The 26,834-nt window shown below is 31.7% G+C and carries 21 protein-coding genes and 1 tRNA gene; 2 read left to right on the forward strand and 20 right to left on the reverse strand.

From position 1 onward, the window contains the following. On the reverse strand, positions 1–3,056 hold a 3,056-nt coding region (locus tag ACKI5C_RS10635), incomplete at its 3' end, for a C1 family peptidase (RefSeq protein ID WP_407433088.1). A 172-nt stretch (positions 3,057–3,228) separates the two neighbouring features. Beyond that, complete coding sequence (locus ACKI5C_RS10640) at positions 3,229–3,852, reverse strand: zinc-ribbon domain-containing protein (protein ID WP_407433089.1); 624 nt, start codon at positions 3,850–3,852, stop codon at positions 3,229–3,231. A 366-nt stretch (positions 3,853–4,218) separates the two neighbouring features. On the opposite strand from ACKI5C_RS10640, the gene ACKI5C_RS10645 reads away from it, so the two are divergent. Then, positions 4,219–4,500: a winged helix-turn-helix domain-containing protein gene (locus tag ACKI5C_RS10645; protein ID WP_296794825.1), complete on the forward strand. Its 282-nt coding sequence runs from the start codon at positions 4,219–4,221 to the stop codon at positions 4,498–4,500. Here the strand turns inward: ACKI5C_RS10645 and ACKI5C_RS10650 are convergent. From ACKI5C_RS10650 to ACKI5C_RS10685, 8 genes are all read right to left on the reverse strand, one after another. Then, positions 4,497–5,471, reverse strand: coding sequence for a zinc ribbon domain-containing protein (locus tag ACKI5C_RS10650; RefSeq protein WP_407433090.1), 975 nt, complete (start codon positions 5,469–5,471; stop codon positions 4,497–4,499). The genes ACKI5C_RS10645 and ACKI5C_RS10650 overlap by 4 nt on opposite strands. Further along, the gene (locus ACKI5C_RS10655; protein WP_407433091.1) at positions 5,472–6,377 is read right to left on the reverse strand and encodes a double zinc ribbon domain-containing protein; all 906 of its coding nucleotides are present in this window, start codon (positions 6,375–6,377) and stop codon (positions 5,472–5,474) included. Positions 6,378–6,388: 11 nt separating this feature from the next. Continuing rightward, on the reverse strand, positions 6,389–8,662 hold the full coding sequence (locus tag ACKI5C_RS10660) for a DHH family phosphoesterase (RefSeq protein WP_407433092.1): 2,274 nt from the start codon (positions 8,660–8,662) through the stop codon (positions 6,389–6,391). A 10-nt stretch (positions 8,663–8,672) separates the two neighbouring features. Then, positions 8,673–9,173 carry a hypothetical protein gene (locus tag ACKI5C_RS10665; RefSeq protein WP_407433093.1) on the reverse strand — a complete coding sequence of 167 codons (501 nt, stop codon included), beginning with the start codon at positions 9,171–9,173 and terminating at the stop codon, positions 8,673–8,675. 81 nt (positions 9,174–9,254) lie between these two features. Next, positions 9,255–9,620, reverse strand: a complete 366-nt coding sequence (locus ACKI5C_RS10670) for a desulfoferrodoxin family protein (RefSeq protein ID WP_407433094.1) — start codon at positions 9,618–9,620, stop codon at positions 9,255–9,257. A gap of 53 nt (positions 9,621–9,673) precedes the next feature. Continuing rightward, on the reverse strand, positions 9,674–10,048 hold the full coding sequence (gene nifU / locus ACKI5C_RS10675; protein WP_407433095.1) for a Fe-S cluster assembly scaffold protein NifU: 375 nt from the start codon (positions 10,046–10,048) through the stop codon (positions 9,674–9,676). Between the two features lie 2 nt (positions 10,049–10,050). Beyond that, positions 10,051–11,259, reverse strand: coding sequence for a cysteine desulfurase NifS (gene nifS / locus ACKI5C_RS10680; RefSeq protein WP_407433096.1), 1,209 nt, complete (start codon positions 11,257–11,259; stop codon positions 10,051–10,053). A gap of 72 nt (positions 11,260–11,331) precedes the next feature. Beyond that, positions 11,332–12,630: an O-acetylhomoserine aminocarboxypropyltransferase/cysteine synthase family protein gene (locus ACKI5C_RS10685; protein WP_407433097.1), complete on the reverse strand. Its 1,299-nt coding sequence runs from the start codon at positions 12,628–12,630 to the stop codon at positions 11,332–11,334. A 235-nt stretch (positions 12,631–12,865) separates the two neighbouring features. Here ACKI5C_RS10685 and ACKI5C_RS10690 point away from each other — a divergent pair, with 235 nt between their 5' ends. Next, positions 12,866–13,384 (forward strand): flavodoxin family protein, encoded by a 519-nt coding sequence (locus ACKI5C_RS10690; protein ID WP_407433098.1) that lies wholly within the window; start codon positions 12,866–12,868, stop codon positions 13,382–13,384. A 9-nt stretch (positions 13,385–13,393) separates the two neighbouring features. Here ACKI5C_RS10690 and cysS read toward each other — a convergent pair whose 3' ends face one another. From cysS to ACKI5C_RS10740, 10 genes are all read right to left on the reverse strand, one after another. Then, positions 13,394–14,734 (reverse strand): cysteine--tRNA ligase, encoded by a 1,341-nt coding sequence (gene cysS / locus ACKI5C_RS10695; protein WP_407433099.1) that lies wholly within the window; start codon positions 14,732–14,734, stop codon positions 13,394–13,396. Between the two features lie 30 nt (positions 14,735–14,764). Beyond that, a tRNA-Cys gene (locus ACKI5C_RS10700) sits at positions 14,765–14,836 on the reverse strand. Between the two features lie 73 nt (positions 14,837–14,909). Beyond that, positions 14,910–15,284 carry a transcriptional regulator gene (locus tag ACKI5C_RS10705; protein WP_407433100.1) on the reverse strand — a complete coding sequence of 125 codons (375 nt, stop codon included), beginning with the start codon at positions 15,282–15,284 and terminating at the stop codon, positions 14,910–14,912. Beyond that, positions 15,281–15,997, reverse strand: coding sequence for a serine O-acetyltransferase (gene cysE, locus ACKI5C_RS10710; protein ID WP_407433101.1), 717 nt, complete (start codon positions 15,995–15,997; stop codon positions 15,281–15,283). The genes ACKI5C_RS10705 and cysE overlap by 4 nt, the downstream gene beginning before the upstream one ends. Before the next feature lie 94 nt (positions 15,998–16,091). Next, complete coding sequence (cysK, locus tag ACKI5C_RS10715) at positions 16,092–17,039, reverse strand: cysteine synthase A (protein ID WP_407433102.1); 948 nt, start codon at positions 17,037–17,039, stop codon at positions 16,092–16,094. 110 nt (positions 17,040–17,149) lie between these two features. After that, positions 17,150–17,773, reverse strand: a complete 624-nt coding sequence (nth, locus tag ACKI5C_RS10720; RefSeq protein ID WP_407433103.1) for an endonuclease III — start codon at positions 17,771–17,773, stop codon at positions 17,150–17,152. Beyond that, positions 17,774–19,090: a 3-phosphoshikimate 1-carboxyvinyltransferase gene (gene aroA, locus ACKI5C_RS10725; RefSeq protein WP_407433104.1), complete on the reverse strand. Its 1,317-nt coding sequence runs from the start codon at positions 19,088–19,090 to the stop codon at positions 17,774–17,776. Between the two features lie 803 nt (positions 19,091–19,893). After that, positions 19,894–20,451 carry a DUF3800 domain-containing protein gene (locus ACKI5C_RS10730; protein WP_407433105.1) on the reverse strand — a complete coding sequence of 186 codons (558 nt, stop codon included), beginning with the start codon at positions 20,449–20,451 and terminating at the stop codon, positions 19,894–19,896. Between the two features lie 184 nt (positions 20,452–20,635). Further along, complete coding sequence (locus ACKI5C_RS10735; protein ID WP_407433106.1) at positions 20,636–23,350, reverse strand: valine--tRNA ligase; 2,715 nt, start codon at positions 23,348–23,350, stop codon at positions 20,636–20,638. 350 nt (positions 23,351–23,700) lie between these two features. Then, positions 23,701–26,571: a right-handed parallel beta-helix repeat-containing protein gene (locus ACKI5C_RS10740; protein WP_407433107.1), complete on the reverse strand. Its 2,871-nt coding sequence runs from the start codon at positions 26,569–26,571 to the stop codon at positions 23,701–23,703. Positions 26,572–26,834: the final 263 nt, after the last annotated feature.

A 26,834-nucleotide genomic window follows, 5' to 3' on the forward strand; every position in this document is an offset into this window, starting at 1 on the left:
CCATTAAGGAAGAAACTAACTTTACCCTGAGTAGCATTGACAACAGCAGTAACAGTTAAAGAATCACCAACCAGTAAAGTATCATTACTCAAAGACAAAGACAAAGAAGTACTGAGAGGATGGGCCTCAATTAACTTAGTGGCATTTGAAGGATAATAATAAGAATCAGCGTTAAATAAAACTGTAATATTATGTTCTCCTTTTTGAGCAAATGAAACTGTCTTATTAGCGGCAAAATCAACTAAGTTGACAGTAAAAGCTTCACCATCAATTAAAAATGTTACATTTCCATCATTAATATAATCACCATACTGATCTTTCACTCTAACCTGAAGAGCAACATCCCTGTTAACAATCCAATCACAATCCCAACCACTAACTTCAATTGTAGTATTTAATTTTCCATATTTAGTAAATCCTTTTATTGGAATTACCCCTTTGAGTTTATTAAAAGCATCATACCAATTTTGACCATAATCATCAGAATAAAAAGATATTCCTCCTTGAGCAAAACGTGAATTTTTAGAATATTCAAAGAAATGCAACAAAGGCTTTTGGTTATGTAAATTAGTTATAATAAACACGACATCAAAAACATCACCTTTTTTAACAGGAACATATTTGGTTAAAGGAATAGTGAAATATCCTGCAGTAGTATTTCCTTGTTGTGAATGTTTTAATTGATTATTAACAACTATTGAAATAGTATAATTTGAATCATCACTAAAATAAGTTGAAACTGCAGACACTAACTCATCACTTTCAGCCCGGAATGAATTTCCAATACCCAAAGTGTTAATAGGTGCCTGTACTGTGGCCCGATTTGAAGTTTGAATCTCATATTGATAAATTTTATCATAATGATTAGTATCATTTAAAACAAATGCAAATGCAGGTTGAAAAATATTGCCTACCCTTGAAAAGTACAAGTCATAATAAGAAACATAGAAATAACCATTTTCACCCCAATTTGGTCCCCAGCTATTACGAACAATGAAAGCCCCATTATCCTGAGGTGTTGATTTAAAGTTCTCTTTAGGATAATTATCATCCCATCCAACAATTACTACATCATGATTTGTCTGTAAATTTTCACCGTTTGCATAATAGGATACTTTATCACCAGCAAGATAATTATCTGAATAAAACATACTAGTTACAACAGCACCATATTTTACAATAGCTTCCTTAATCCTATCATTATCTGTAAATGACGTCCTTGGAAGGAAAACAATATTTTGAACATGTGTTATAGGATTATATAATAAAGATAATGGGTTTGGGGAATATATCTCATACTCATCATATATAGGACCCAACCAACTGGCCAAATAACCAATTGTCATGAATAAGTTTCCGCCGGAATTAGGTATGGATTCAAAATTACCATAATCAGAAAATCTGGCAACTATATTCTTTAAATTCTCTTCTGAAAGATTATAAGCAGTACCGTTGGCTTTTAATATAGATAATTCTAAAGCAGCAATCGCAGCAAATGCCCAACAATTACCCTGTTCAAGCTGATCTTTAACTTCAGTAAGATTATAATGATCCCTCATATCATATCTACTATCAAGAACAACCGGAGCATCATCAATTTCAAAAATCTTATAGTCTCCTGCTTTTTGATTCAAATCTAAAAATGCCAAATTAAATGCATCAGGTGAACCAACATTAGTCGCATTAATATTTTTCGCATCCCCCAAACAATAAATGTCTCCACCATAATCAGCAATATTGTTATTAAAAGTCAAATTAGTTAAAATAGCTGAAAAAATTTGGTCAACATATAAACCGCCACCTTCAATGGCCTTATTTGAATTAAATGTTGAACCACTGATTGAAGTAGTATTGTACATTTTATAAACTGCACCGCCTTCAGTTGCCATATTATCTGTGAAATTTAGATTTGAATATATTGATGAAGAATGTAAATCACAAACTGCACCACCTATTAACGAACTGCAATTTACAAATACTGAATCATAAAAATGATTTTTTGAATATATTGAATAAACCGCACCAGCAGAGGAATTGGAAGTATCATTAACAAATCTAGCTCCCCTCATATAGAAATATGGACTATTTGTAGAAATTATTGCTCCACCATAAGAGGTTGCATAATTATTTGTGAAATTTGAATTAAGTATTACTAATTGAGTATTAACAATATAAGCCGCACCACCGCAATAAGCATTATTATATTTCAAATCAGAATTGTTTAATAAAAGATTTGCCATCGAATAAACAGCACCGCCCTCTCTTGAAGCAGTGTTATTAATAAATTTAGAATCATGAACAAGCATTTGATTATTTGGAGTGAATATTGCACCCCCATCAAATCGCGCTTTATTATTAATAAAAGTACAATTTATTAACTCTCCACCAATCAGTGAAAAGATTGCACCTCCACGGTCAGCAGTATTATTTTTAAAGATACAGTTGGTTAATTTCAAGTTACCTGAACAGCTAATTGCACCACCAATATAAAATGCACCATTAAATGCAATAGATTTTGCACTATCAAAAATCAAATTCTCTCCTTCAAGTGTTCCGCCAACCTGTGTTTGATCATTACGACCTTTAATTAAATTAACAGAAGTATTAAACAATTTCATATCTTTAAAATAAATATTTGGATTCCACTCAATGAAAGCAAATATTCCTCTTCCATTAAAGTCAACAGTTGTATTTTCCGCACTTTCCCCAATAAATTTCACATTAGAAATAATGAGCATTTCATTCTTAATATCCCCAGAATCATTGTAATTATATTTATAATAACCATCAGCAATATGGACAACAGTATTTTCTCTAAATACATAATTTACACTAGATAATTCCTTATAAGGAGACTCTTTTGAACCATTACCCACACCACTAGCCGAAGCATTAACATATATATGATTATAACCATCATTCTCACTTAAAACATAATCATTTACTTCAGATATACTTAATGTATTATTTAAATCCACATCATCACTTGCAAAACAAGCTGGAAGTATTAATAACAATAAACAAAGAGAAAAAAATACTTTTATATAATTCCCCACAATATCACCAACATATACAATTTGAACAATTAAAAATATGAATCACCACATAATAAACATATGATAATTTTAAACTATAACTAATATGTTATTATTTACTTTATTATAGATTAATATATCTATTGAAAATCTAAAAAAAGAAAAGTGATTGGATAATCACTTGAATTAAAAACTATTGATATCTATAGAAGTCTACTTGCCAACTTACAGTTTCATAGTAATCAATTGTAAATGTTTGTGGAGAGGATGATGTATAAGATACAGAATCAGATCTTGTTTCTACATCACTATGTGAGCCCCAATCAACTCCACAGGATTGTCCGTTAGATCCTGACACATGCAAATGATTTGTTGCATAATTTTTAATAGGATATGCTGATATTTTAACCATTATTTCCCCCGCAGGAACATTAATTGATTTAGTACCACTGCCCGATCCAGAATAACTTCCTATAAGCACCCACTGTTTAGTAGGACTTGAAGAGGAAGAAGATTCTGAAGTGTTAACCTGTTGAGAACTTTCACCACTAGAAGAAGTATTGCTGCTGTTTGCACTTCCGGATGCAGGCTGAGCTTGAGAATTATTGCCAAAAGCATTATTGGCCAGTGCAAAATAACCTATTACTGCAGCCAAAACAACAATTATTACAATTAAAAGTGCAATAACAACCTTAGAATTACTATTTTTAGGTTCTGGGGGTGTTGGTGCAACTTCCAGTGATACTCCACACTTACTACAGAATTTTGCAGAATCTTTATTTTCAAAACCACAACTGTCACATTTCATAATATCCATATCGAATAGTTAATATATATAATAAATTATTATGTTATACACTAATTATATATTTCTATTAATTTTTAATTCACATTAAAAAAACATGTTGGATTTATATTACAATGATATATATTTATTGTGTTTAAAATTTTTTTAAACAATGTTTAATAAAATATAAAAAAAATAAAATAATAATATTATATATTTTTAAAAATAGTGAAATAATTTTAAATAATTAGCATTTTAAACACAAATAACAATTAATTTAGTAATAAAATTGAATGTACATTATTATACATCATTCATCTAAAATGAACATGAAAAATAGTCGAAATATGTAAAAATTCTAAAATCTTTTATATTAGAAAAAATAAAATAAAAGATATGAGTAAAGAAAATGACGAGCTTTTGAAATTGACATCTTATGTTCAAATCTCAAAATATAGGGAAAAAACATTAAAGTCTATAGGTGATGACGTAAAAATACCAACAAACATTGCTAAAGATAGTGGTATTAGAACAAATCACATTTCAAAAGTACTAAGTGAACTTAAGAATAAAGAAATTGTTGAATGCATTAATGAAGAAGCTCGTAAAGGAAGATTATACCGATTAACCGACACCGGAAAAGAAGTATTAGATACAATAAAAGATAAAGAAGATTAAATATCTTCAAACTTATTTTTTGTATGCTCTAACTCTTCAATTGCTTCTTCATTATTATATAACATTTCAAAATAAATCGCCATAAAACCAATGAACATATTATTTTTTTCATCATAGCCAACCAAATCTTTAGTAAAATCAGCATAAATATTGTTTTTCGGCTCGACCATGTCTATTTTAAACTGCAATTTTATAGATTCCCTTAAATCTTCATCAATATACTTGTCTAAAAAATAAATAATATCGCGAGCATAGGAATTAGCTAACTGAATGAAAATTTGACTCTCTTCTTCGCTAATGCCTAAATCGTTAACACATTGAAAAAAGGAATTGAATCTCTGGAATTCCATAGGAATATATCTATTTTCAACAGTATGTGCATAAAATTCATTGGTTATTTTAATTTCAGAACTTACAAAAACATATTCTACAAAGCTTTTTAATACCGGAGAAGCTTTAACATCAAATATTTCACATAAAATATTAACAGTTAAATCGAATAATAAGAAATGAGCTAATTCATGTATAATTGTGGAAATCTGAAAGCTTTCATCCAAACGGTCATCATAAAAAATATACTGAACTGCATACTCTCCATGTACGACACCACTAGAAACAGGAATAACACTTGTAAAAGCATTTGCAATCTGCAATACTTTCTCTTTAGGAGTACCGGTAAGTTCGACATAATCCAACTTTTTAAAAATTCTATTTAAAATATTCAAATAATCGCTAACAGTGAAATTTGGATTCACCAATAAAGAAAAATAATGATCTGTGAACAAATCCTGAAAACTATCAATAGCTATAGGAGTGATATGTCTATGGCAATTTATACAAAGTTCACTGGAATCAGAATTCTTTTCACCACAGAATGGGCAGATGTTTTCTTCAACTATCCTACAACCACAATGAGTACAATAGTTATTTTTTTTAAAATTTAAAGTACCACAAACTTCACAATTTTTCATTTAAACACCTTTCCACACATTTTTAACAGCATCAAAAGTTTTAGAAAAATTTCTTCTACGCCTGATGATTTTTTTAACATTATTACCACAATTAGGGCAAAATTCTGAATTAAAATCTATTATTTTACCGCAATCACACACAATTTTAGATTTTACAATCCGTTCCTGATTCAAAGGTTTTTGGCATGAAGAACAGCGCAATTCATCAATACTATTTCTGGTGCCGCAAATGCAGATAATTTCTGTAGCTTCTTCAGCTAAAGGATTACCGCACTCAACACAAAAATCAGCAGTTACATCATTTAAAACGGAACAAACACACAATACTTTAATATCATCAATATACTCATAGCTATCTAAAGGAAGGCCACAGTTTTGACAAAACTGGCTATCTTCAGAATTTTCCTTACCGCAAACACAAAAAATAGGATTATCATTTTCAATATAAAAATTACTGTACTTTTCATCATCAATTTCTTCTTCATGCAGCTTACGACCACACATATCGCAAAATTCACTATCAGGAGAATTTAAAGCACCGCATTCACAAATAATATCTGTGTTAACTTCAATATTATCCATATTAAATTTTGGTCTTTCAATTTTTTTAATACGTTTTAATATACCGCTGCTGGAGCGTCTTACTCCACAATGATAGCAAAACTCATTATTAATTTCATTTAAATAACCACAAACGCAGATATCATATTGAAAATCAGTATTAATATTAATATATGGTGAAAAATCAATTTTAAAATTAAAAAAGCCAATATTATGGATTGAAGGAGAAAAAATATAGCTTTCATCATCCTTTAAAGAAATTGTTTTGATACCGCAGACACTACAAATTTCTTCATTAGGCACTAATCTTTTTCCACAATTGGGACAATAATTCCAAAAATCCATAAACATCAAATTTATATCTTAGATAAAGATTTTACTTCATTTACAATCTCAAATAAAACATCCTCACCTAATCCTTCAATAAATTTTACAGAACCTGCACATTCATGGCCTCCACCATCAACACCTGCAGAAGGAACTTTGACAGTCAGATTTGAAACAATATCATTAACATTAAATCCAAACTCTTCATTTACTGCATCAGTAGCTCTGAATACACCAAAATCAGGACCATGACCTAATGTAACAATAGGCTTGTCTTCACCGAGTTCCTTTATCATCCTATCATGGACAAAACCGCATGTTTTTCCGGGAGCAGGGAATGTAAATTTATGCGCATATTTTTCCACATCTATTAGATTGAAGTAAATTCCATTTTCCAGTTGTGTCTTTTTAATATTAGGCAGTACAGCTTTGAGTTGAGTATCAATTCTCTTTTCATATTCAGCATATAAAGCATCTATCATTTTATAATGCTTATCAAAATTATCAACGGCAAGGATAGTATCCATTATTCCCCTACCATTCATAAATCTTAAGAAGTATGATTCAAAATCAATACATTCAGCCACTTTTGCCAAATGATCTTTTGTAAAGTTTTTCTCATAAGCAAGTTCCAGATATTGATAAACTTCACCACATTCTGCACGGTCACCCAATGCTGCAATAGCAGGCAAATGTTGAATTAATTCTTTAACTTCAGGATTTACAATATGGGCAACTTCTGTCGCCAAGGCTCCTGCAGTCAACTGTGAATCCCCACCAACAAGATATGGATTTACATGAGTATCCACATATTCATCAACGGCAACTGTAGCTCCAACAATTTCACCATCCACCTCATCAACAGTCAATAAATCACCCGGTGAGTGATGGTCTATAACAATAACTTCAATATCATATATTTTGGCTTGCATCAATGCAACAATATCCTCTTCTGTTGAACCATTATCCAATAAGACAATCAATGGTAATTTCTGACCATGCCTTTCCTGATCTTCCAAAGCAAAGGATAAATCTTTTACAACATCTTCAAGTTCATAAAACGGAGCTTTTGATGGAGAACGTTTGAAATAATAATATTGAGCATCATTACTAGGATTTATTTCTTCAATTAACGGTACAACAGCTTTTTCCATAGCTACTCCAGCACATATTCCATCGGCATCATTATGGTGTCTAAGCAAAACGGTCCTTCCATCCAGAATTGCTCTTCTGATTTTATGAGCAGCCTCCCTCATCTTAGGTTTAAGCTTGTTTAAAATATCACTTTTGACCAAGAATTCGACATCTTCAGGTTTAGCTTTTTCATTTAATGCATCATCAATTAATTTTAAAATATCATCTTTTTTAGTTCCTTCAAGTTTTACCATTGAAGATGACTCAATCTGTGTTTTTCCACCATGCTGATTAACTTCACCTAAAACTTCAACAGCATCCCCTTCTGAAACTTCAGGATAAGACCTAACTCCTGCTTCATCAAAAGCAGCCACTTCGGTTACGCCAGTTTCATCGGTTATGATGAAAATTGTAGGGCCGGATGTTTGCTGAACCTGTAAAACTTCACCATCAATACGAACCATTCTACCCATTTTGTTTTCTAAATCTTCAACAACAGTACGTGGGATGGATTTTGTTAATTTAATAATACGATGATTTCTAACATAAGCTGGAGCAAAGTCTATTTTACCTTCTCTTGATTTGATGGAAGTAATGAATACAATTACCTCTTCACCAACATTATAACCTGAGACTTCTCCTCTCATCAATCCCCAGACATTATTATTTAATGTAACAAATGCACCATATTTTTCAATTCTAGTAATCTTACCTTTATATAATTTATCACGATCCATATCTCTCATTTGAACTAATGGATCCAAAATATAAACATCTTTAACTTCTTTTTCACGAGCAATACGTTTTTCTTCAGCTTCTTTTCTTTTCATTTTATCTTCCTTACGTTTAGCTCCACATTCGGCACATATATCATATTTTTCATCTAAAGGTTTTCCACAATCTCTACAAACATTAATCTGGCCAGTTCCATTACAATAGCTACATTCTTCATAAACTTCAACTTGGCCTTTTCCGTTACAAACTTCACATGGAATATCCTGTTCTGCACCTAAATCAAATTTTGCTCTAGCATTATTATTTACTCCTTTGAAATGATTTCCAACATCAAAAGAGTCTTCTTCATAACCAGTTCCCCCACAACTAGAACATTCTTTATAATCTACAACAATAGATCCAGAACCGTTACACTTTGGACAATTCTTTTTCATAAAAAAAACCTCATTTAAAATAATTAGGGTTATCTTTAACTAATTTATTTCTTGCATTTTGGAATTCTAATGCTTTATTCATATAATTATTAGCTTGAGAAGAATACTCATTACCAGTACTATTTTTATGGTCCTTATAATAATCAATAGATATTATCAAATTATGAGTAGCATTGGATTTAAGTTCAAGCTCTTTTAATACTGTATTAATATAATTTTTATGAACATCATTAATATCCGGAGTAAAATTATCTTTAATACTTGACAATAGTTTAATACTCTGATTATAATTATTTCCGGCTGAAATAGCCCTATTTTTTGCTTCACTATAATTTTTATTATTTAATAAATCGACAGCAGTATTATAGTCTGAATCACCACCAGTAATGCTTGAACCAACATCAGGCATTAAACTGTTCATATTACTTTCAGAACCATGTAAATAAATTACTGCACCTGCAAAAACGATTAAAATAACAATAAAAATTATCACTTTACTATAATTAGACACAATATAATATATAAAAAAAGATACTATTAAAACTTTGTTATGAAAAAAATAGAAAAATTTTAAGAAAAAAATTCTTAAAATCTATTCACTGGACCAGAGCCCGTGTAAATTACAGAATGCTAAAGCTTTAATATCGTCTGTAGAGTTTACTGTGAAAGTTGCTTCTGCAACATCACCTGGTTTAAAGCATTTTGCATATTGTTCAGGACCAGCTTCAACAATTAAAAATTGAATATAGTGGTCATCATCCATTGGATGAGCAGCTTCACCGACTTTTACGGTTACTTTATCTCCATCAATTTCAACAACCGGTTTGTGTTTAGGGGATTTTTCACCTTCAGTTTGTTGAGGGTATTCAAACATGTGAGTGTCACATGAATCGCCGTCATCTTCAACAAAAACTTGAATAACACTTCCGCAATCATCGCATTTTAATATTTTTGCCATAATATACATCTCCTTAAATTTTAAAGTTACTTTATTTTTTAAGATATATATTACTATTGATTGCTTTCACGATAATTTTCAATGGCAGCTTGAAGACCATCGGCAGCAAGATTTGAACAATGCATTTTAATAGGAGGGAGTCCATCAAGTTCTTCTGCTACATCATTTCTTGAAATAGCTAATGCTTCATCCAAAGTTTTACCAACAGCCAATTCGGTAATCATACTGCTTGTTGCAATTGCTGCTCCGCAACCAAAAGTTTGGAAACTAATGTCTTCAATTACGTCATCATCATTAACTTTAATGTAAATTGTCATTAAATCTCCACAGGTTGGGTTTCCTACAGTTCCAACACCATTTGCATCTTCCATTAATCTACAATTCCTAGGGTTTGCAAAGTGATCCATTACTTTTTCTGAATAATCCATGTTTAACACCTCTTACAAGTATCACTGTGTTTTTTACACATTATATTATCATAATCTAACTCTTGATTCCATAATGGAGACATCTGTCTTAATCTTTTAACTGATTCAGCAACCATATCCACAAATTCATCGACATCAAAAACATCACTTTCAGGAGATAGGGAAATCCTTAAGGATCCATGAACATCAACAGGATCCAATCCTAATGCAGTCAATACTGGAGATGCTTCCAATTTATTTGATGAACATGCAGAACCTGTTGAAGCCTGATAACCTTTAGCATCAAGTAAAAGAATTAATGATTCTCCTTCAATAGCTTTAAATCTGAAGTTAACAAGATTCGGTAATCTATTTTCTACATCACCATTTAAGTAAGCTTCAGGGATTGTAGTTAAAACTTTTTCAATTAATTCATCCCTAATTGCAGATAATTTTTCATAGTGTTCATCCAATTGAGCTACTGCAAGTTCACATGCTTTTCCAAATCCAACGATACCAGGAACATTTTCGGTTCCTGCTCTAATACCTCTTTCCTGTCCACCACCATGTATAAGTGGGACAACACGAGTTCCTTTTTTAATATATAAAGCTCCAACACCTTTTGGACCATTAATTTTATGGGAGGATAAAGAAAGTAAATCAACATTTAATTTCTCAACATCCACTTCGATTTTACCGAAACTTTGAACTGCATCAGTATGGAATTTAATGCCCTTTTCACGAGCAATTTTACCAATCTCTTCAATTGGCTGTAGTGTTCCAATTTCATTATTTGCATGCATTACAGTAATTAAAATGGTTTCATCAGTAATAGCCTCTTTTAAATCTTCAATTTTTATTATACCGTTTTCATAAACTGGCAAATAAGTAACTTTAAAATCAAGTGATTCTAAAAAGTGAAGAGTTTCTTTAATAGCAGGATGTTCAATATCTGTTGTAATGATATGTTTTCCTTTTTTGGCTAATTTAAAGGCAATACCCTTAACAGCTAAATTATCAGATTCTGATCCCCCACCAGTAAAGATAATTTCTTCAGGTTTTGCATTAATTGCATCAGCTACTCTTTGACGAGCTAATTCTAACGCTTTTTTTGATTCACGACCAATTCCATAAAGAGTGGAAGGGTTTCCAAACTCTTCTGTGAAATATGGTTTCATTTCTTCAAAGACAGCTTCACTGACTTGTGTAGTTGCTGAGTTATCTAAATACATTCTTAATCCCCAAATGTTTTTTTATACGTTAAAACCTTATTTTATATAAATTTTATGTGAATAAAAGGTAACCTAGTCAAGCTTATCTAAAGCCTGACTTAAATCATCAATTAAATCATTAACATCTTCAAGACCAATAGACAATCTGATGAAATCAGGAGTTACACCAGTTGATGCTTGCTCTTCTGGAGTTAATTGTTGATGAGTGGTACTTGCTGGATGAATAGCTAAACTTTTAGCGTCCCCAATATTTGCAAGAATTGAGAATAATTCTAAATGTTCTATAACTTTTCTACCAGCTTCTTCTCCACCTTCTACACCAAATCCTAAAATACCTGCAAAGTTATCTTTCAAGTATTTCTTATTAATTTCATATGTTGGATGTGATTCTAATCCAGGATAATTTACCCATTTAACTTTTGGATGAGCTTCTAAGAATTTTGCTACTTTTAAAGCATTTTCTGAATGTCTTTTTACACGTACATCCAAACTTTCAAGACCTTGTAAGAAAATAAAGCTGTGTACAGGTGCTTGGGTAGCTCCAATATCTCTTAACAATCTTGCTCTAATTCTTACTGTAAATGCAAGGTTTCCAAGTTCAGGCACATCGCCAAATGAATCCCAGAATACTAATCCATGATAACTTGGATCTGGTTCAGTAAAGTTAGGGAATTTACCGTTTCCCCAGTTGAATTTACCTGAGTCAACAATATATCCTCCAACGGCAGTACCGTGTCCGCCAACATATTTTGTTGCAGATGCTGCAATTACATCAGCACCATGTTCCAAAGGTCTTACTAAACCCACACCAACAGTGTTGTCGACAATCAATGGAATGTCATGACTGTGAGCAATTTCTGCCAATGCTTCAAAATCAGGAACATCCAATTTTGGATTACCTATTGATTCGCAGTAAATAGCTTTGGTTTTTTCATCAATTGCATCTTCAAAAGCTTGCAAATCTTGAGAATCAACAAATTTGACTTCTCTTGCTAAATCTTTTAAAGTGTAGTCAAACAATTGGTAAGTTCCACCATATAAATTATCAGCTGAAACAATGTTGTCTCCAGGTTGGGTAACATTCAATATTGCGTATGTAATTGCTGCGAGACCACTGGATGTTGAAAGACCTGAATTACCGCCTTCAATAGCAGCAATTCTTGCTTCAAATACATCACTAGTTGGATTTGTAAGTCTTGAATATATTTGACCAAATTCTTGAAGGGCGAAACGTCTTGCAGCTTCATCTGAATCTTTAAATACATACGAAGTTGTCTGATAAATTGGGACAGCCTGTGCACCAGTAACCGGATCTGGTTGCTGGCCAGCTCTTACACCCAAAGTTGCTAAACCATAATCTTTTTTACTCATTTAATAATCACCTTAATCAATTTTTCTAAAAAATATGTCATATGTTATAATGACAATATAACAATAGTTATTTTTTATATATAAATGTTTTGGTTAACCAAAATTTTTGGTTAGGAATAAAAATAAACAGTGTTATACTAATATAACATCTGTTATTATAGTATATAAGCATTGTTATATTTTCAAAAATTTTAAGTAAAAATAAAACAAAATTAATTCATAGGAGAGTATTTATATGAAAACTGTTGCTTTAATAGGAAGTCCTCGTAAAAAAGGAAACTGTGACATACTAGTGAACAAACTAGTTGAGAAAATTGATGGTGAAACAGAAGTAATATATCTAAATGATATGAACTTAGGATATTGTAATGCATGTCTAGGCTGTCAAAAAGGAGACTGCGTAAAAGACGATGATACAAGAGACATTATAGCAAAAATAGAAGATGCAGATTTACTGATCTTTTCAAGTCCAATATACTACGGCCAAATTACTGCACAAGCCAAAACAGTTATTGACAGATTCTATATGATTTCACAAAACCCTGAAAGATCTCTTGAGGGTACCAAAGTTATTTCAGTATTTACCCAGGCAAATCCTGGAGACGCATTTGATCCATACATCAATTCAATGAACACAATGCCATTTGGATATATGGGAATGGAAGTAATTGAAACAATAATTGCAAGAGGTGCTGGTGGAAAAGGCGAAGGTCTTGAAGATGCACTTAAAAAAATAGAAGAATTGGAGATTTAATCTCCTTTTCTAATCATTTATTTCATAACCTAAATTATTTAACTCATCACGTATTTTATCAGATAATTCATACTGTTTTGCTGCTCTTAAATCAGCCCTTACATCACAAATTAAATTAAATAAATCATCTGAACCTGCTGAAGTTTCTTCCAAATAGAAGTCTACACCCAATATTTTAGAAACATCATCTAAAAATGCTTTAATAGCTATTTTATCATTTTCAGCCAATTCTTCATTTTTAGTTGCAGTAATTAATTTGAATATTGCAGCAATAGCTTTAGGAGTATTGAAATCATCATCCATACTATTAAAGAATTCATCATGAGCTTCGGTTAATGCTTCCAAATCGGATTCTACATCATCTGCTTCAACATCCAATGCAGAATAGAATTTTTTAATCTTTTCCAAACTTTTTTCAGATTGATGAAGAGAATCTTTTGAAAAATCAATAGGACTTCTGTAGTGAGTTGATAAAACAAAGAATCTGAATGTATCTGCATCCCAGTCTTCAAGCAATTCACGGATAGTAATGAAATTATGCAGGGATTTAGACATTTTTTCTCCATTTACATTTAAAAATCCTGTATGTAACCAGTATCTTACCATTGGAGATTTGCCACTGACTGCTTCCATTTGAGTAATCTCAGCTTCGTGATGAGGGAAAATCAAGTCTAGTCCTCCACCATGAACATCATACTGTTCACCAAAGTAGTATTCAGTTATTGCAGTATCTTCTATATGCCATCCTGGCCTTCCATCACCCCATGGAGAAGAAAATACAGGTTCATCATCATTATCTCTTTTTTTCCATAATGCAAAGTCCTGTTCATTTCTTTTTGTAGTTTCAGCCAATTCCCTATGGGATTCTAATTCTTCAATTTTACGATTTGATAATTTTCCAAATTCTTCAAATTTTTCAATTTCAAAGTAAACTCCGTCATCAGTTTCATAAGCAAATCCTTTATCGATTAATCTTTGAATTTGGTCTATTATTTCATCAAGATGATCAGTTGCTCTTGCGAATAAATTAACGCCTGTGACATTTAATTTAGTCATGTCTTCAATGTATCTTTTTTCAAACTTCCTAGCTATATCATGTGCAGGAATTCCTGATTCTTTTGACCTGTTAATTATTTTATCATCAATATCAGTGATATTTTGAATATAAAAAACAGCATATCCAGAATATTCCAAATATCTTTTTATTGTATCAAAAGAAATGTAAGTTCTTCCATGACCAATATGAGCATCATCATAAACGGTAGGTCCACAAACAAATAAATTTACACGATTTTTGTTTATGGTTTCAAAATTTTCTTTACTACGAGTTAATGTAGAGTAAATATTCATAAAAAATTCCTCAAAAAAATAGTTATATAAAGGCAAGTAAGGGATTTGAACCCCTGTTTCATGGTCTGCAGCCACGCACCTAAGCCACTCGGTTAACTTGCCAATAAAAATTAAAGTATAATAAGATATTATACTTTAATAGTATATAAACATTACTAAAAATTCCAATATTTTACTATTCTGCCTCTGATCCAATACAAGATTGACAATCTTCATTAAGATCGTCTGTATTTATACCGAGTTGTTCCAATACATCAGCAGTTTCCACACATTTACATATTTGACATGTTCTTGGAATCAAATCTGCTTTTTTAGATTCACCTGTAGACAATTCAAAGGCAAAATCTTTTACCATAGTTCTAACATTTTCATTTAATTTTATCCCGCTTCCTCTTTTATCAGTAATATACTGAGAAACAGCAGGCTGAGTTATATCCATAAGTTCAGAAACATTTTTTTGTTTCATCCCCAGATTTAACAATTCTTTAGCTAATTCTGATCTAATAGCCGGTATTACATACCATACAACAATTTCACAAGGCGGTTTCATGATTTATCACCATCTTTACTTAATAAGTCTCCATAAGTTTTTTCATCATCAATCTGATCAGTTAAACATAAATCATGTTTTTCAAGTAAAATTTTTATTAATTCTTCATTTTGTTTAATTTGACTTTCTAATGACTTAATTGCTCCAGCAACAGGGTCAGGCAATTTATTGTGTTCCAAATCTACAACATGGCGCTTATTTTTACATCTGACAATTCTTCCAGGAATACCAACACAAGTTGATTCAGGAGGAACATCCTTTAAAACAACAGCCCCAGTACCTATTTTAGAATATTCACCAATAGTAATATTACCCATGACCTTAGCACCGGCACCGATAATTACACCCTTTTCAATTGTAGGATGTCTTTTGGTTTTTTGGGTTGTTGTACCACCAAGAACAACACCCTGATAGATTAACACATCATCACCGACAATTGTTGTTTCACCGACAACAACTCCCATTCCATGATCAATGAAAACCCTTCTACCAATTTGAGCACCGGGATGTATTTCAATACCAGTCAAAAATCTTGCCAAAGTAGAATTCATTCTAGCAAGCAGTTTTAAAGAATGATTCCAGAGAAAATGACTAATCCTATGCATGAACAATGCCCACACACCAGGATAGCATAAAAAAATCTCTATAGTTCTCCTTGCAGCAGGATCTTTCTCCTTGATTGCGTTAATTTCATCTTTAAATCTCTCTAACATCTATAAACTCCACGATATAATAAAAATTTATATATATTATGTTATATTATAATAGGTGTTATATAAATGTTAATTTTAAACACGAATTATGTACTTACTCAAATAACCAATCAACTGAAAGATATCTTTCACCATTATCAGGTAAAATAGCAATGATTCTTTTTCCCTTATTTTCTTCTCTTTTAGCTAATTCCAATGCAGCAAAAGTAGCAGCACCAGAGGAAATACCTGCAAAAATACCTTCTTCTTTAGCTAATGCAAGTAAAGTGTTTCCTGCATCTTCATTTGCAACAGGAAAAATTTCATCGATAACTTCAGCATCATAAATAGAAGGAACAAAACCTGCACCAATACCTTGGATTTTATGAGGTCCTTTTTCTCCTTTTCCTAATGTTTGAGAGTCTTTAGGTTCAACAGCAACAATTTTAACACCAGGAACTTCTTGTTTTAAAACTTTACCAATTCCAGTTGCTGTTCCTCCAGTTCCAACACCAGAAACAACAATGTCAACATTTCCTTCAGTGTCTCTTAATATTTCCTGAGCAGTTGTTTTAGCATGAATTTCCACATTAGCAGGATTGTCAAATTGACCTAAAATTATAGCGTTTGGATTTTCATTTTCAATTTCATTAGCTTTTGCAATAGCTCCACCCATTCCTTCAGAACCTGGAGTCAATACAATTTCAGCACCAAAAATAGCTAATAATTTTCTTCTTTCAATAGACATTGTTTCAGGCATTGTTAAAATTAATTTATAACCTTTAGCAGCAGCTGCAAAACCAAGTCCAATACCAGTATTTCCACTGGTTGGTTCAACAATTACTGAATCTTTATTTAATAAACCTTTTTCTTCTGCATCTTCAATCATTGCAACAGCAACACGATCTTTAACACTACCTGTTGGATTGAAAGCTTCCATTTTAACATCTACTTCAGCGTCTAAATCTTTAGTAAGATTATTTAATTTTATGATAGGAGTATTACCAATAGCATCAACAACACTATCTAAAACTCCTCTTTTTAATTCAGGTACATTTACCATAGTTTTATCTCCTAATTTTTTATGGTTATTTAAAAATTATAACAATAGTTATTTTAATTATAACCATAGTTATATAACAAAGTTTTTATATATAAATATTTCTAAAAAAATTAACTTCCATCATAATCACAAAGATAATTGACGGGACACATTTCACATTGAGGTGAAGTTGGTTTGCAAATATTCTGTCCGAACTGAACCATCAAATCATTTAATTTAATCCATAATTCTTTTGGAGCGATTTTAGACAATTCAATTTCAGTTTCATCAGGATTTTTAGTATTAACCAAACCCATCCTGTTTGAAATCCTGTGAACATGTGTATCAACGGGAATAGCTGGAAGCTCAAAAGCAAAAACAAGAACACAATTAGCAGTTTTACGCCCAACACCAGGAAGTTTTACAAGTTCTTCCAAAGTATCCGGTACTTCGCCACCATACTGATCAATCAAAATCTGAGAAACTTCCTGAATACGGCCTGCTTTAACACGATAAAAACCAGCTGGCTTAATTAATTCCTGAACATCTTCAGTCGGAGCCTCTACAATTTCATAAATATCCTTATATTTTGAAAATAAATTGTTAGTAGCCTGATCAGTATTTTCATCACGAGTCCTTTGAGATAAAATGGTTCTAACAAGAACCTTGTAAGGATCATGGTCTAAAAAAACTCTAATTTCAAAAACATTATTCAATTCTTCAACAATTTTAATAACTCTATCAGTTTTACTCATTTACACCAACTCTAATTCAAAACCAATTTCTGCCATGGATTCAATGAAATTAGGAAAAGACACATCAAAAACTTCCCCATTTATAATCTCAATATCATGTTTTAGACCAATTAATGAAAATGCCATAGCCAACCTATGGTCACCGCATGAATCAACAGTTCCTGAAGAAACACCGCCTGTAATGCTCATTCCATCTTCAAACTCTTCCAACTTACAGTTGAGTTTTTCAAGCTGTCTGCAGGTAGTATCAATCCTGTCTGTTTCCTTAACTCTTGCATGTTTAACACCAGTAATATTAGTAGTTCCCTCAGCCATTGCGGCAAGAACTGCAACAGTAATCAGCAAGTCCGGTGCATTGGATAAATCAACATCAATTCCTTTAAGTTTTCCATCAGATGAAATCTCAACATAATCTTCATGAACTGTGATATCAGCACCCATTCTTTTTAAAATATCCAATATTAATTTATCTCCCTGTTTAGAATTCTTAAATAAATTTAAAATCTTTGCATGACCTCCGTTAATAGCAATGCATGCAAGCAAATAAGAAGCGGAAGAATAATCACCTTCAACAGTATAATCACAAGCATTATACTGCTGTTTTTTTACTTTGAACTCATCGATGCGACATGTCTTATGTTCTTTTGTACAATCATCATGCTTAACATAAAACCCTTTCAAAACACGTACACCGAATTTTTTCATGATATCCAAAGTCATGTCAACATAAGGGCGGGATTTAAACTCAGGAAGGACAAATAAAGTAACACCATTATCAGACAATGGAGAAGAAATCAGAATTGATGAAATATATTGTGAACTAACACTGCCTGAAATATTAGTTTCGCCACCATCATAACCCGGTTTAATTAAAATTGGCGCCTTGCCATTATCGTTGATTGATTTAGCTTCAATTCCTAAATTTCTAATAGCACCAATTAATAAATCCATTGGACGAGTTTGCAGAGAATCATCTCCAGTTAAAATAACATCATTATCAGATAAACTGGAAACGCTAGTCATCAAACGTAGAGTGGTGCCTGAATTAGCCAAATCAATTGGTTCATCACTTGAATTATGCAATTTTCCACCAGCACCTATAACTTCCAAATAATCATCCGTTTTAGTAATTTTAGCTCCTAAAGTTTTACATACTCTAATGGAAGCCAAAGTATCTTCAGAAAATAGCATATCATATAATCTGGAAGTACCCTCTGCAAGTGATGCTAAAATAACAGCTCTGTGAGAATAACTTTTAGAAGGAGGAGCTTTTACGACCCCACCAATGTTAGAAATATTTTTTACCTTAAGTTTCATTTTATCTATTTAAAAGTATGGATAAAATAAATAATAAATTTTACCTATGCGCTTTCTAAAACCCTTTAAATACTTTTTGTTATAAATGAAGACAATATTTATCAGTGAAAACAATATTTATCAATGAGCTCAACAAGCTTTATATAGATAGATAACCATAAAAACAAATTGACATCTTAATTGATGTCCAATCATATACCGAAATTCAACATTTAAGTCTAATGGTTTAACCATTAGGAGAATAGGGTGAGATTTAAAATAATTAAAATAGGCTCATGTGAATCATAATATGGTGAGAGGTTCAAACATGCTTTCACTAACGCATCACCACATACAGAAATGTATGTTCAATCTCACCCTACAACTCTTTTTATAGAATTGTTTGACTAAATAGTTGGTATCATTGGCAAATTACTATTATAGCATCTATTATAGTAATTCTAACTTAAATGAGATAAAAAAATATCTGATGCAAATAAACCAAATAATTTAAAAAAAAAAGTAATTTAAAGAAGTAATATTCTCCTATTACTTCTAAAATCATATTTAAGCTTTTAGATTGCAAGATATCAATCTTTTTACCCAATGATTCAATAATGTCTTTTAATTTAATAGATTTAGAAACATTTAAATAGTAATTTATATATACACTAAATGAAAGATTGGAAGGTAAAATCCTCTTTGAGGTTTAGCCTACATGTCCTTGTCGCCGCAGGTGACGACTTTCCATAATGTATTATGGTCAATTAGGTGGCAGTAGGTTCTTCATTCTTCATATACTCTTTTTAAAGTTTTATTTTGAATTAAATTAATGAATTCAGTGTTATTTTTTCTACACATTGAAAAATTGACCAAGATATTAAATCAGCCATTTGTAAACCCTTATAATTCATTGAATTAGCATGTTTGATATGAATTGGATAGTTTTTAGAGTTATTTAGATTAGATATAAAAGTGTTATTAAAATTAATCATTTCTTCTTCTTTATTTTTACATTTATCAATAACAATTAAAGTAGAATTATTTATTTCAATTTCATCAGCCAAATAAGAAGCTAATGTGTCATATAATAGATTATAATCAGGAGCATTTATTTTGCAAATATTTTTCTTATCAAAGATGATACCTACAACTTTACAATTAGTAGTGTTAAGTTTCATCAATGTCTTTTTTATGACATAATTATTTGTTGTATATCCTTTTATCTCAGGAACATTACCTAACTGTTTTTTATATTTATTTCTAGTTGATTTGATTATTTTATCTAATTTTTTAGGATCATCAATAATGATAGCACCAAAAACAAAATGATTTGTTTGTTTTCCTAATTCTCCAGATTCATCAATGAAAATATAATCCATAGTATCTGTTTTTTATCCAATACCTTAAAAATATGATTGAAATGAGAAATAAAAATTGTTACAACATATAAAAAGTGTTTCCACTGAAATATACGATTTACATTAGTTATTCTAAAAACACCCAATTTAAAGAATGAAAAATACGAAATATTTAATACAAAAAAAGTAATTTAAAGAAGTAATATTATCTTATTACTTCTAAAATCATATCTAAATTTTCAGATTGCAAGATATCAACCTTTTTACCAGATGCACCTACAATCTCTTTTTTAATATTTAACATGTCTTCACCGACTATCAAATCATCAATAGCCAATTCATGATTTTCACTTAAAACAGAATCAATTTCATCCAATGGAGTTGATTTTAAATAACCGATGATTTTACCTGCATCACCTTTGAATTTAGGTCCGATTTGAGACATGTCCGGTTCAACTTCAATGATTTTTTCATGAACTTCAGGTTTTCCGGATTTAATAGCTAAATCTTTTATTTTTAAAGTACCTTCAATATCATCTGCAAACTCTTCAAAGATGTTAATTAAGTCACTGTCAGTAGTATAGACATTAACTTCAGCAAGTTCTGCATTTAAAGGTATTTTTGAAGCGGATTTGAATCTTCTGACTTCATCAATTAAATCAACAGTATTATCTCCTTTTGTTTCAAACTCTTCACTGATTAACTCTTCAGTTACTTCAGGCCATAAAGTGGTGTGAATTGACTCATCGCCAAAGTACTGGTAAACCTCTTCAACAAAGAACGGTACGATTGGAGCAAGCAATTTAAGTGAAGTTTCAACAACTGTTCTTAAAGTGTATTTTGCAGCTTTTCTTGATTCATCACTTACATCACTGTACAATCTGTATTTTACAGCTTCGATATATTCGTCACAGAAATCATGCCAGAAGAATCTTTCAATGGATGTTATCGTTTCAGCAAAGTTATATTGAGCAAATGCATTATCCACTTTAACATTCAAACTGTTTAATTTAGATAAAATCCATAAATCCAGTGGTCCTAAATTATCTTTAACATCATCGTATGATATTTCCTCATCAAAAATCTGCATGCTGATGAATCTGAATGCATTCCAGAATTTTCTGAGGAATCTGTATCCGTGCTTGATTTCTTTCCAGTCAAACTGCACATCAGATCCAGGTACGCTGTTGGCTGCCCAGGTTCTCAATGCATCAGCACCATACTGTTCAATGACTTCTTCAGGTCCGACAACAAATTCAGGTCTTGATTTACTCATTTTATTTCCATCTTCACCAAATACCATACCGTTGATTACAATATCGTCAAACGGTTTTTGGCCAGTTAATGCCAAACATCTTAGGGTTGTATAAAATGCCCATGTACGGATGATATCGTGTCCTTGCGGACGGATGTTTGATGGGAAATGATTGATGTAATCTTCATCAGGCCATCCTACAATGGATAGCGGTGAAATTGATGAATCCATCCATGTATCAAGCACATCTTCTTCAGGAATAAACTCTTCACAGCCACATTCACAAGCATGTTTAGGTTTATCCTGAGTTGGATCAATTGGTAAGTCTTCAACATCAGGCAATATTACTTTTCCACAGTCTTTACAGTACCAGACAGGAATTGGAGTTGCAAATATTCTTTGTCTTGAAATACACCAGTCCCATTCCATTGAATCTGCCCAGTTAATCATACGGGATTTCATATGTTCAGGTACCCAGTTCATTTCATCTGCTGCAACTTTGGTTTTTTCAATTAAATCCCTTACAGCTACAAACCATTGCTTTTTAACAAGAATCTCAATAGGAGTTTTACATCTCCAGCACTGACCGACATTTTGGTCTACCTGTTCCTGTTTCAATAAGTAACCTTCACTGTCCAAATCTTCAATAGTCTGTTTTTTACAGCTTTGTAAATCCATTCCTTCATATCTGCCGGCAGCTTTGGTTAATGTACCGGTTTCATCAATTGCATTAATGATTTCCAAATCATATTTTTGAACCCAGCTTACGTCAGTTTTATCCCCGAAGGTACAAATCATTACTGCACCTGTACCGAATTCAGGATCTACCTCTTCATCTGCAATGATTTTTACTTTTTGATGTGATAGAGGCACTTCAACATATTTGCCTAATAAATGAGCATATCTTTCATCTTCAGGGTGAATTACAACAGCCACACAAGCAGACATTAGTTCAGGACGGGTTGTTGCAATTAAGATGCCCTCTTCTTTAGGATCAGCCTGTTTACCTGAAGCCTGTGAAGATACAATATCCTCATAAGAATCATCTACTGCAGGAGGGAAGTTAACATAGTTTAAAAATGTAGTGTTATCACTATATTCTACTTCTGCAAATGCAATAGCTGTTTCACAACGAGGACACCAGTTTACCGGATGAATTCCCTGATAAATCAATCCTTCATCATACATTTTTAAAAATGAGTACTGGGTCTTTTTCATGTATTCCGGAGTCATTGTTACAAACTCACGAGTCCAGTCCTGTGAATAACCCATTGCCTGCATTTGTGCTTTCATTTTAGCAATATTATCTGTAGTTAAATCAACACAATACTCTCTGAATTTAGCACGGGAAACATCATTTTTCTTGATTCCATGAGTTTCCTCTACTTTTACTTCAGTCGGAAGACCATGGCAATCCCATCCCTGGGTGAATAATACATCATGGCCTTTTTGTCTTCTGTATCTTGCATTCATATCAATATAAACCCAATTTAAAACATGGCCCAAATGAATTGAACCTGTTGGGTATGGTGGGGGAGTATCAATTACATATCTAGGACGAGATCCATCCCCAATGTATTTGTAGATGTCTTCATCTTCCCATTTTTGCTCCCATTCTTTTTCTTTTTTAAAATCATAGTCTTTAGGAATTTCTTCATTTGACATATATTTTCTCCTAAAAATAATTAAGTAAAAATAATATTATTAAATATATTTTTTATTATTAATAAAAATATTTAATTTCATATAATGTTTCTAAATACAACTAATAACAATAACAATAACTTAATTTTTAAATTTTTTCAAGACTAAAATGCCTAATGCCATTAACTGAAGAATAAATTGATGATAAAACTGTGATTGCTACAGTCCTATTGATGATAGTTCAAGCATTCCAAAAGAAGTGGGCAAAGTGTCAATGAATACACTTGCATCCCCACATTCTCATCAGTATATTCCACATGATTTTTGGAATTAAGTGAAACATCAACTCTTTGTTTTGAAATTAAATTCCATTAAGAGGAATTTTTTAAGTCTGATATCCGCTGTAATAATCTATTAATATCTGAATCTGTGATTTTACCATCATATACACGAAATGTTTCTGAAACAGATATGCCATACCAATTTGCAGAAACCTCAAATGACCCCACATCTTCTGGAATTAAATCTATAGAAACGGAAAATTCATTAGACATTTTATTAATTATTTTAGCATTAGATACATTGAAAACAACCGCATCATTTAAAATTGGACCGGTGCATGGGGTTCCATCAGATTTATTGAACATTAGTGTTACAGTAACAGTTTGACCCATAATAGCAGAACCATCAGTTACTAAAACCATTGTTAGAGGATCACTATCAACATGATGTTCATTTGGAACAAATAAAGGCATCCATTCAATCAACTGCCCGTTTTTCTTAGTAGGGTTTTTTCCGCCCCAATAATTATTAATTATTTCCTTATACTGGCCACAGATATATACTGAATCTCCGGTATCTCCAGCATTATTACCTATGAAAATATTATATTTTAAGCTTATCTTAAAGTCATTATCATCGCCATAAATTGCACCGCCTTCATCTCCACAGGTATTGTTTATAAAGACATTACTTGAAAATACGACATTATTTTTATTATCAATGTAAATAGCACCACCATCTTCTTTTTTAGCTTTATTGCCTATGAAAATATTATATTTAACATCTTCTTTAAATGTATTAACCCAAATCGCACCACCATAATCTCTAGCGGTGTTGCCTTCAAAAACAGAAGTGTTTCTTAAAATTAAAGTATCTGCATAAATTGCACCACCTTCATTTTCAGCATAATTATTTCTAAATGTACAATTGTCAACAACTGCATTATCCTGTGCACGGAATGCACCTCCATAACAGGACATTATTTTAGCTCCATCCGCTTTATTATTTTCAAATAAACAATGTGTGACATATACATTGTCATCTCCATAGATAGCACCACCATCAACCAGTGCAATATTGCCTGAAAATACTGTATTTACTGCTTTAATATTACCATCATCACCATAAATCGCACCACCTTTGTTATCTCCTGCTTTATTATTGATAAAGAATGAATTGAAAGCTTGATTACAATTCTGATTAACATTTATAGATACAGAATCAGCATAAATCGCACCGCCATAGTCTTCAGCATAGTTATCTTTGAATGTGGAATTTTCTACATACACATCATCAGCTCGGATTGCACCACCATAACACTGAGATAAAGCACCAGATGCTTTATTGGATTCAAACAAACAATGATTCACAGTTACATCATCTTCTGAATAAATTGCACCACCATCAATATCAGCTTTATTACCTGAAAATACTGCATTAAATGCTTTAACATAACCCTTAGCATAGATTGCTCCACCTTGATTATCCGATGCTTTATTGTTGGTAAAGAAAGAACTGAAAGTTTGAGGATTAGCCTGCTTAAGGTTTATATATACATTATTTGCATAAATCGCTCCACCATAATCTTCAGCATAATTATCCTTAAATGTGGAACTTTCTACAAACACATCACCTTTAGAGCGAATTGCACCACCATAACACTGAGATAAAGCACCAGATGCTTCATTGGATTCAAACAAACAATGATTCACATTCACATCATCATTTGCGTAAATCGCACCACCATCAACATATGCTTTATTGCCCGAAAATACTGTATTTTTGATATACAGACTGCCTTTAGCACGTATTGCTCCGGCAATATCGTCATCAACTTTGTTATTAATAAAGAAAGAACTGAAAGATTGATCAGGATTCTGGTCAAAATTAATATATATGTCTTTACCAACTATTGCTCCACCATAGTCATCAGCATAATTATCGTTAAATGTTGAATTATTGATGTATAATGCTCCAGTACACACTATAGCACCACCAAAAGAATCCTCACCTATCATTCCATCAACTTTATTTGATTCAAATACACAGGTATTTATTATCGCATCTTTCTCGGCGTAAAGTGCTCCGCCACGCGCTTTTGCAAAATTATTTTTAAACGTGGAATTTACAATTTTTACATTCCCTTTAGAATGTACTGCACCACCGTAATCCACACTGGCCTCGTTAGACTCAAATATACAATTAAAAATATTTAATGTATCACAAGCGTATACTGCACCACCATTATCAAAAGCCAGGTTAGACATAAATTTTGAATTTTCAATATTCAATGGGCCCACAGAAAATATTGCTCCACCGTTAGCATCAGAAGCAATTTTAGTATTAACCCTTTTTACATCATTAGATTTAAATGTACAATCTTTGATTGTGAGTGTATTAGATGCACCATTGTATATTGCCCCACCAGAGCACTCGACCCAATTTAAATTATTTTCAAATGTACAATTTTCAATTATATACTTTGCGGTACCGGCAATGTAAATAGCACCACCATAAGTACGGACATAATTTTCCTTGCAATCATGATGTCCATTGATTATTTTAAGATTTTTTAAGGTTATAGTTCCGCTACTTGAGTAAAATGCAATACATCCCTCTTTATCTAAACAATCTATTGTGTGGCCATTACCGTTGATTGTTAAATCTTTATCTAATTTTATTTTGGAATTTTTGCTTCCCTTATAATCCATAGTTAAGTCCAAAACAGATTTCTCCGATGCATTATCTATCAGTGATTGAAGTTGATTAAAAGTACCTGTTGAAGCATTTAACTCCTTTGAATCTTGAAGCTGTGAAGATTGTGCAAAAAAGTCCCCAATACTAGAATCATCAACATCAGACGATTCCATTACAGAATTATTATCAAAATCAGTAGCTGAAACGGCAGTTACTGATAAAACCAATAATAATATTGAAATAATAATCACTTTGAAATTCATTTTTATCAACCCTTTAAAATTATTCCTTTTGATTATTAAAGTAATATATATTATTTTCCGCATGTAATTACTTACATACATGTTTTTTTAAACCCCCCTTTTAGACGAATGATGAAAATATTAAAAAAATAATGAATGTTATTCACATCCCATAAGTTTTCAAAAATAATTTTAAGCTAGAAAAATTTTAATTAATATAGGCATATTTACAATACCAACAGATACTAAAATTGACAGAATTAATGAAAAAAATATGATTTTTT

Origin of the sequence: Methanobrevibacter sp., from assembly GCF_045646045.1 — an archaeon.
Classification (GTDB): Archaea; Methanobacteriota; Methanobacteria; order Methanobacteriales; family Methanobacteriaceae; genus Methanocatella.

What these genes read in the sequence shown, in the direction of transcription:
- ACKI5C_RS10640 (WP_407433089.1), bottom strand. Translation starts at nt 3,852, where the DNA reads ATGGATATTATGAAATGTGACAGTTGTGGTTTTGAAAATAAAGATTCT.
- ACKI5C_RS10645 (WP_296794825.1), top strand. Translation starts at nt 4,219, where the DNA reads ATGAGTAAAGAAAATGACGAGCTTTTGAAATTGACATCTTATGTTCAA.
- ACKI5C_RS10650 (WP_407433090.1), bottom strand. Translation starts at nt 5,471, where the DNA reads ATGAAAAATTGTGAAGTTTGTGGTACTTTAAATTTTAAAAAAAATAAC.
- ACKI5C_RS10655 (WP_407433091.1), bottom strand. Translation starts at nt 6,377, where the DNA reads ATGGATTTTTGGAATTATTGTCCCAATTGTGGAAAAAGATTAGTGCCT.
- ACKI5C_RS10660 (WP_407433092.1), bottom strand. Translation starts at nt 8,662, where the DNA reads ATGAAAAAGAATTGTCCAAAGTGTAACGGTTCTGGATCTATTGTTGTA.
- ACKI5C_RS10670 (WP_407433094.1), bottom strand. Translation starts at nt 9,620, where the DNA reads ATGGCAAAAATATTAAAATGCGATGATTGCGGAAGTGTTATTCAAGTT.
- nifU (WP_407433095.1), bottom strand. Translation starts at nt 10,048, where the DNA reads ATGGATTATTCAGAAAAAGTAATGGATCACTTTGCAAACCCTAGGAAT.
- nifS (WP_407433096.1), bottom strand. Translation starts at nt 11,259, where the DNA reads ATGTATTTAGATAACTCAGCAACTACACAAGTCAGTGAAGCTGTCTTT.
- ACKI5C_RS10685 (WP_407433097.1), bottom strand. Translation starts at nt 12,630, where the DNA reads ATGAGTAAAAAAGATTATGGTTTAGCAACTTTGGGTGTAAGAGCTGGC.
- ACKI5C_RS10690 (WP_407433098.1), top strand. Translation starts at nt 12,866, where the DNA reads ATGAAAACTGTTGCTTTAATAGGAAGTCCTCGTAAAAAAGGAAACTGT.
- cysS (WP_407433099.1), bottom strand. Translation starts at nt 14,734, where the DNA reads ATGAATATTTACTCTACATTAACTCGTAGTAAAGAAAATTTTGAAACC.
- ACKI5C_RS10705 (WP_407433100.1), bottom strand. Translation starts at nt 15,284, where the DNA reads ATGAAACCGCCTTGTGAAATTGTTGTATGGTATGTAATACCGGCTATT.
- cysE (WP_407433101.1), bottom strand. Translation starts at nt 15,997, where the DNA reads ATGTTAGAGAGATTTAAAGATGAAATTAACGCAATCAAGGAGAAAGAT.
- cysK (WP_407433102.1), bottom strand. Translation starts at nt 17,039, where the DNA reads ATGGTAAATGTACCTGAATTAAAAAGAGGAGTTTTAGATAGTGTTGTT.
- nth (WP_407433103.1), bottom strand. Translation starts at nt 17,773, where the DNA reads ATGAGTAAAACTGATAGAGTTATTAAAATTGTTGAAGAATTGAATAAT.
- aroA (WP_407433104.1), bottom strand. Translation starts at nt 19,090, where the DNA reads ATGAAACTTAAGGTAAAAAATATTTCTAACATTGGTGGGGTCGTAAAA.
- ACKI5C_RS10730 (WP_407433105.1), bottom strand. Translation starts at nt 20,451, where the DNA reads ATGGATTATATTTTCATTGATGAATCTGGAGAATTAGGAAAACAAACA.
- ACKI5C_RS10735 (WP_407433106.1), bottom strand. Translation starts at nt 23,350, where the DNA reads ATGTCAAATGAAGAAATTCCTAAAGACTATGATTTTAAAAAAGAAAAA.
- ACKI5C_RS10740 (WP_407433107.1), bottom strand. Translation starts at nt 26,571, where the DNA reads ATGAATTTCAAAGTGATTATTATTTCAATATTATTATTGGTTTTATCA.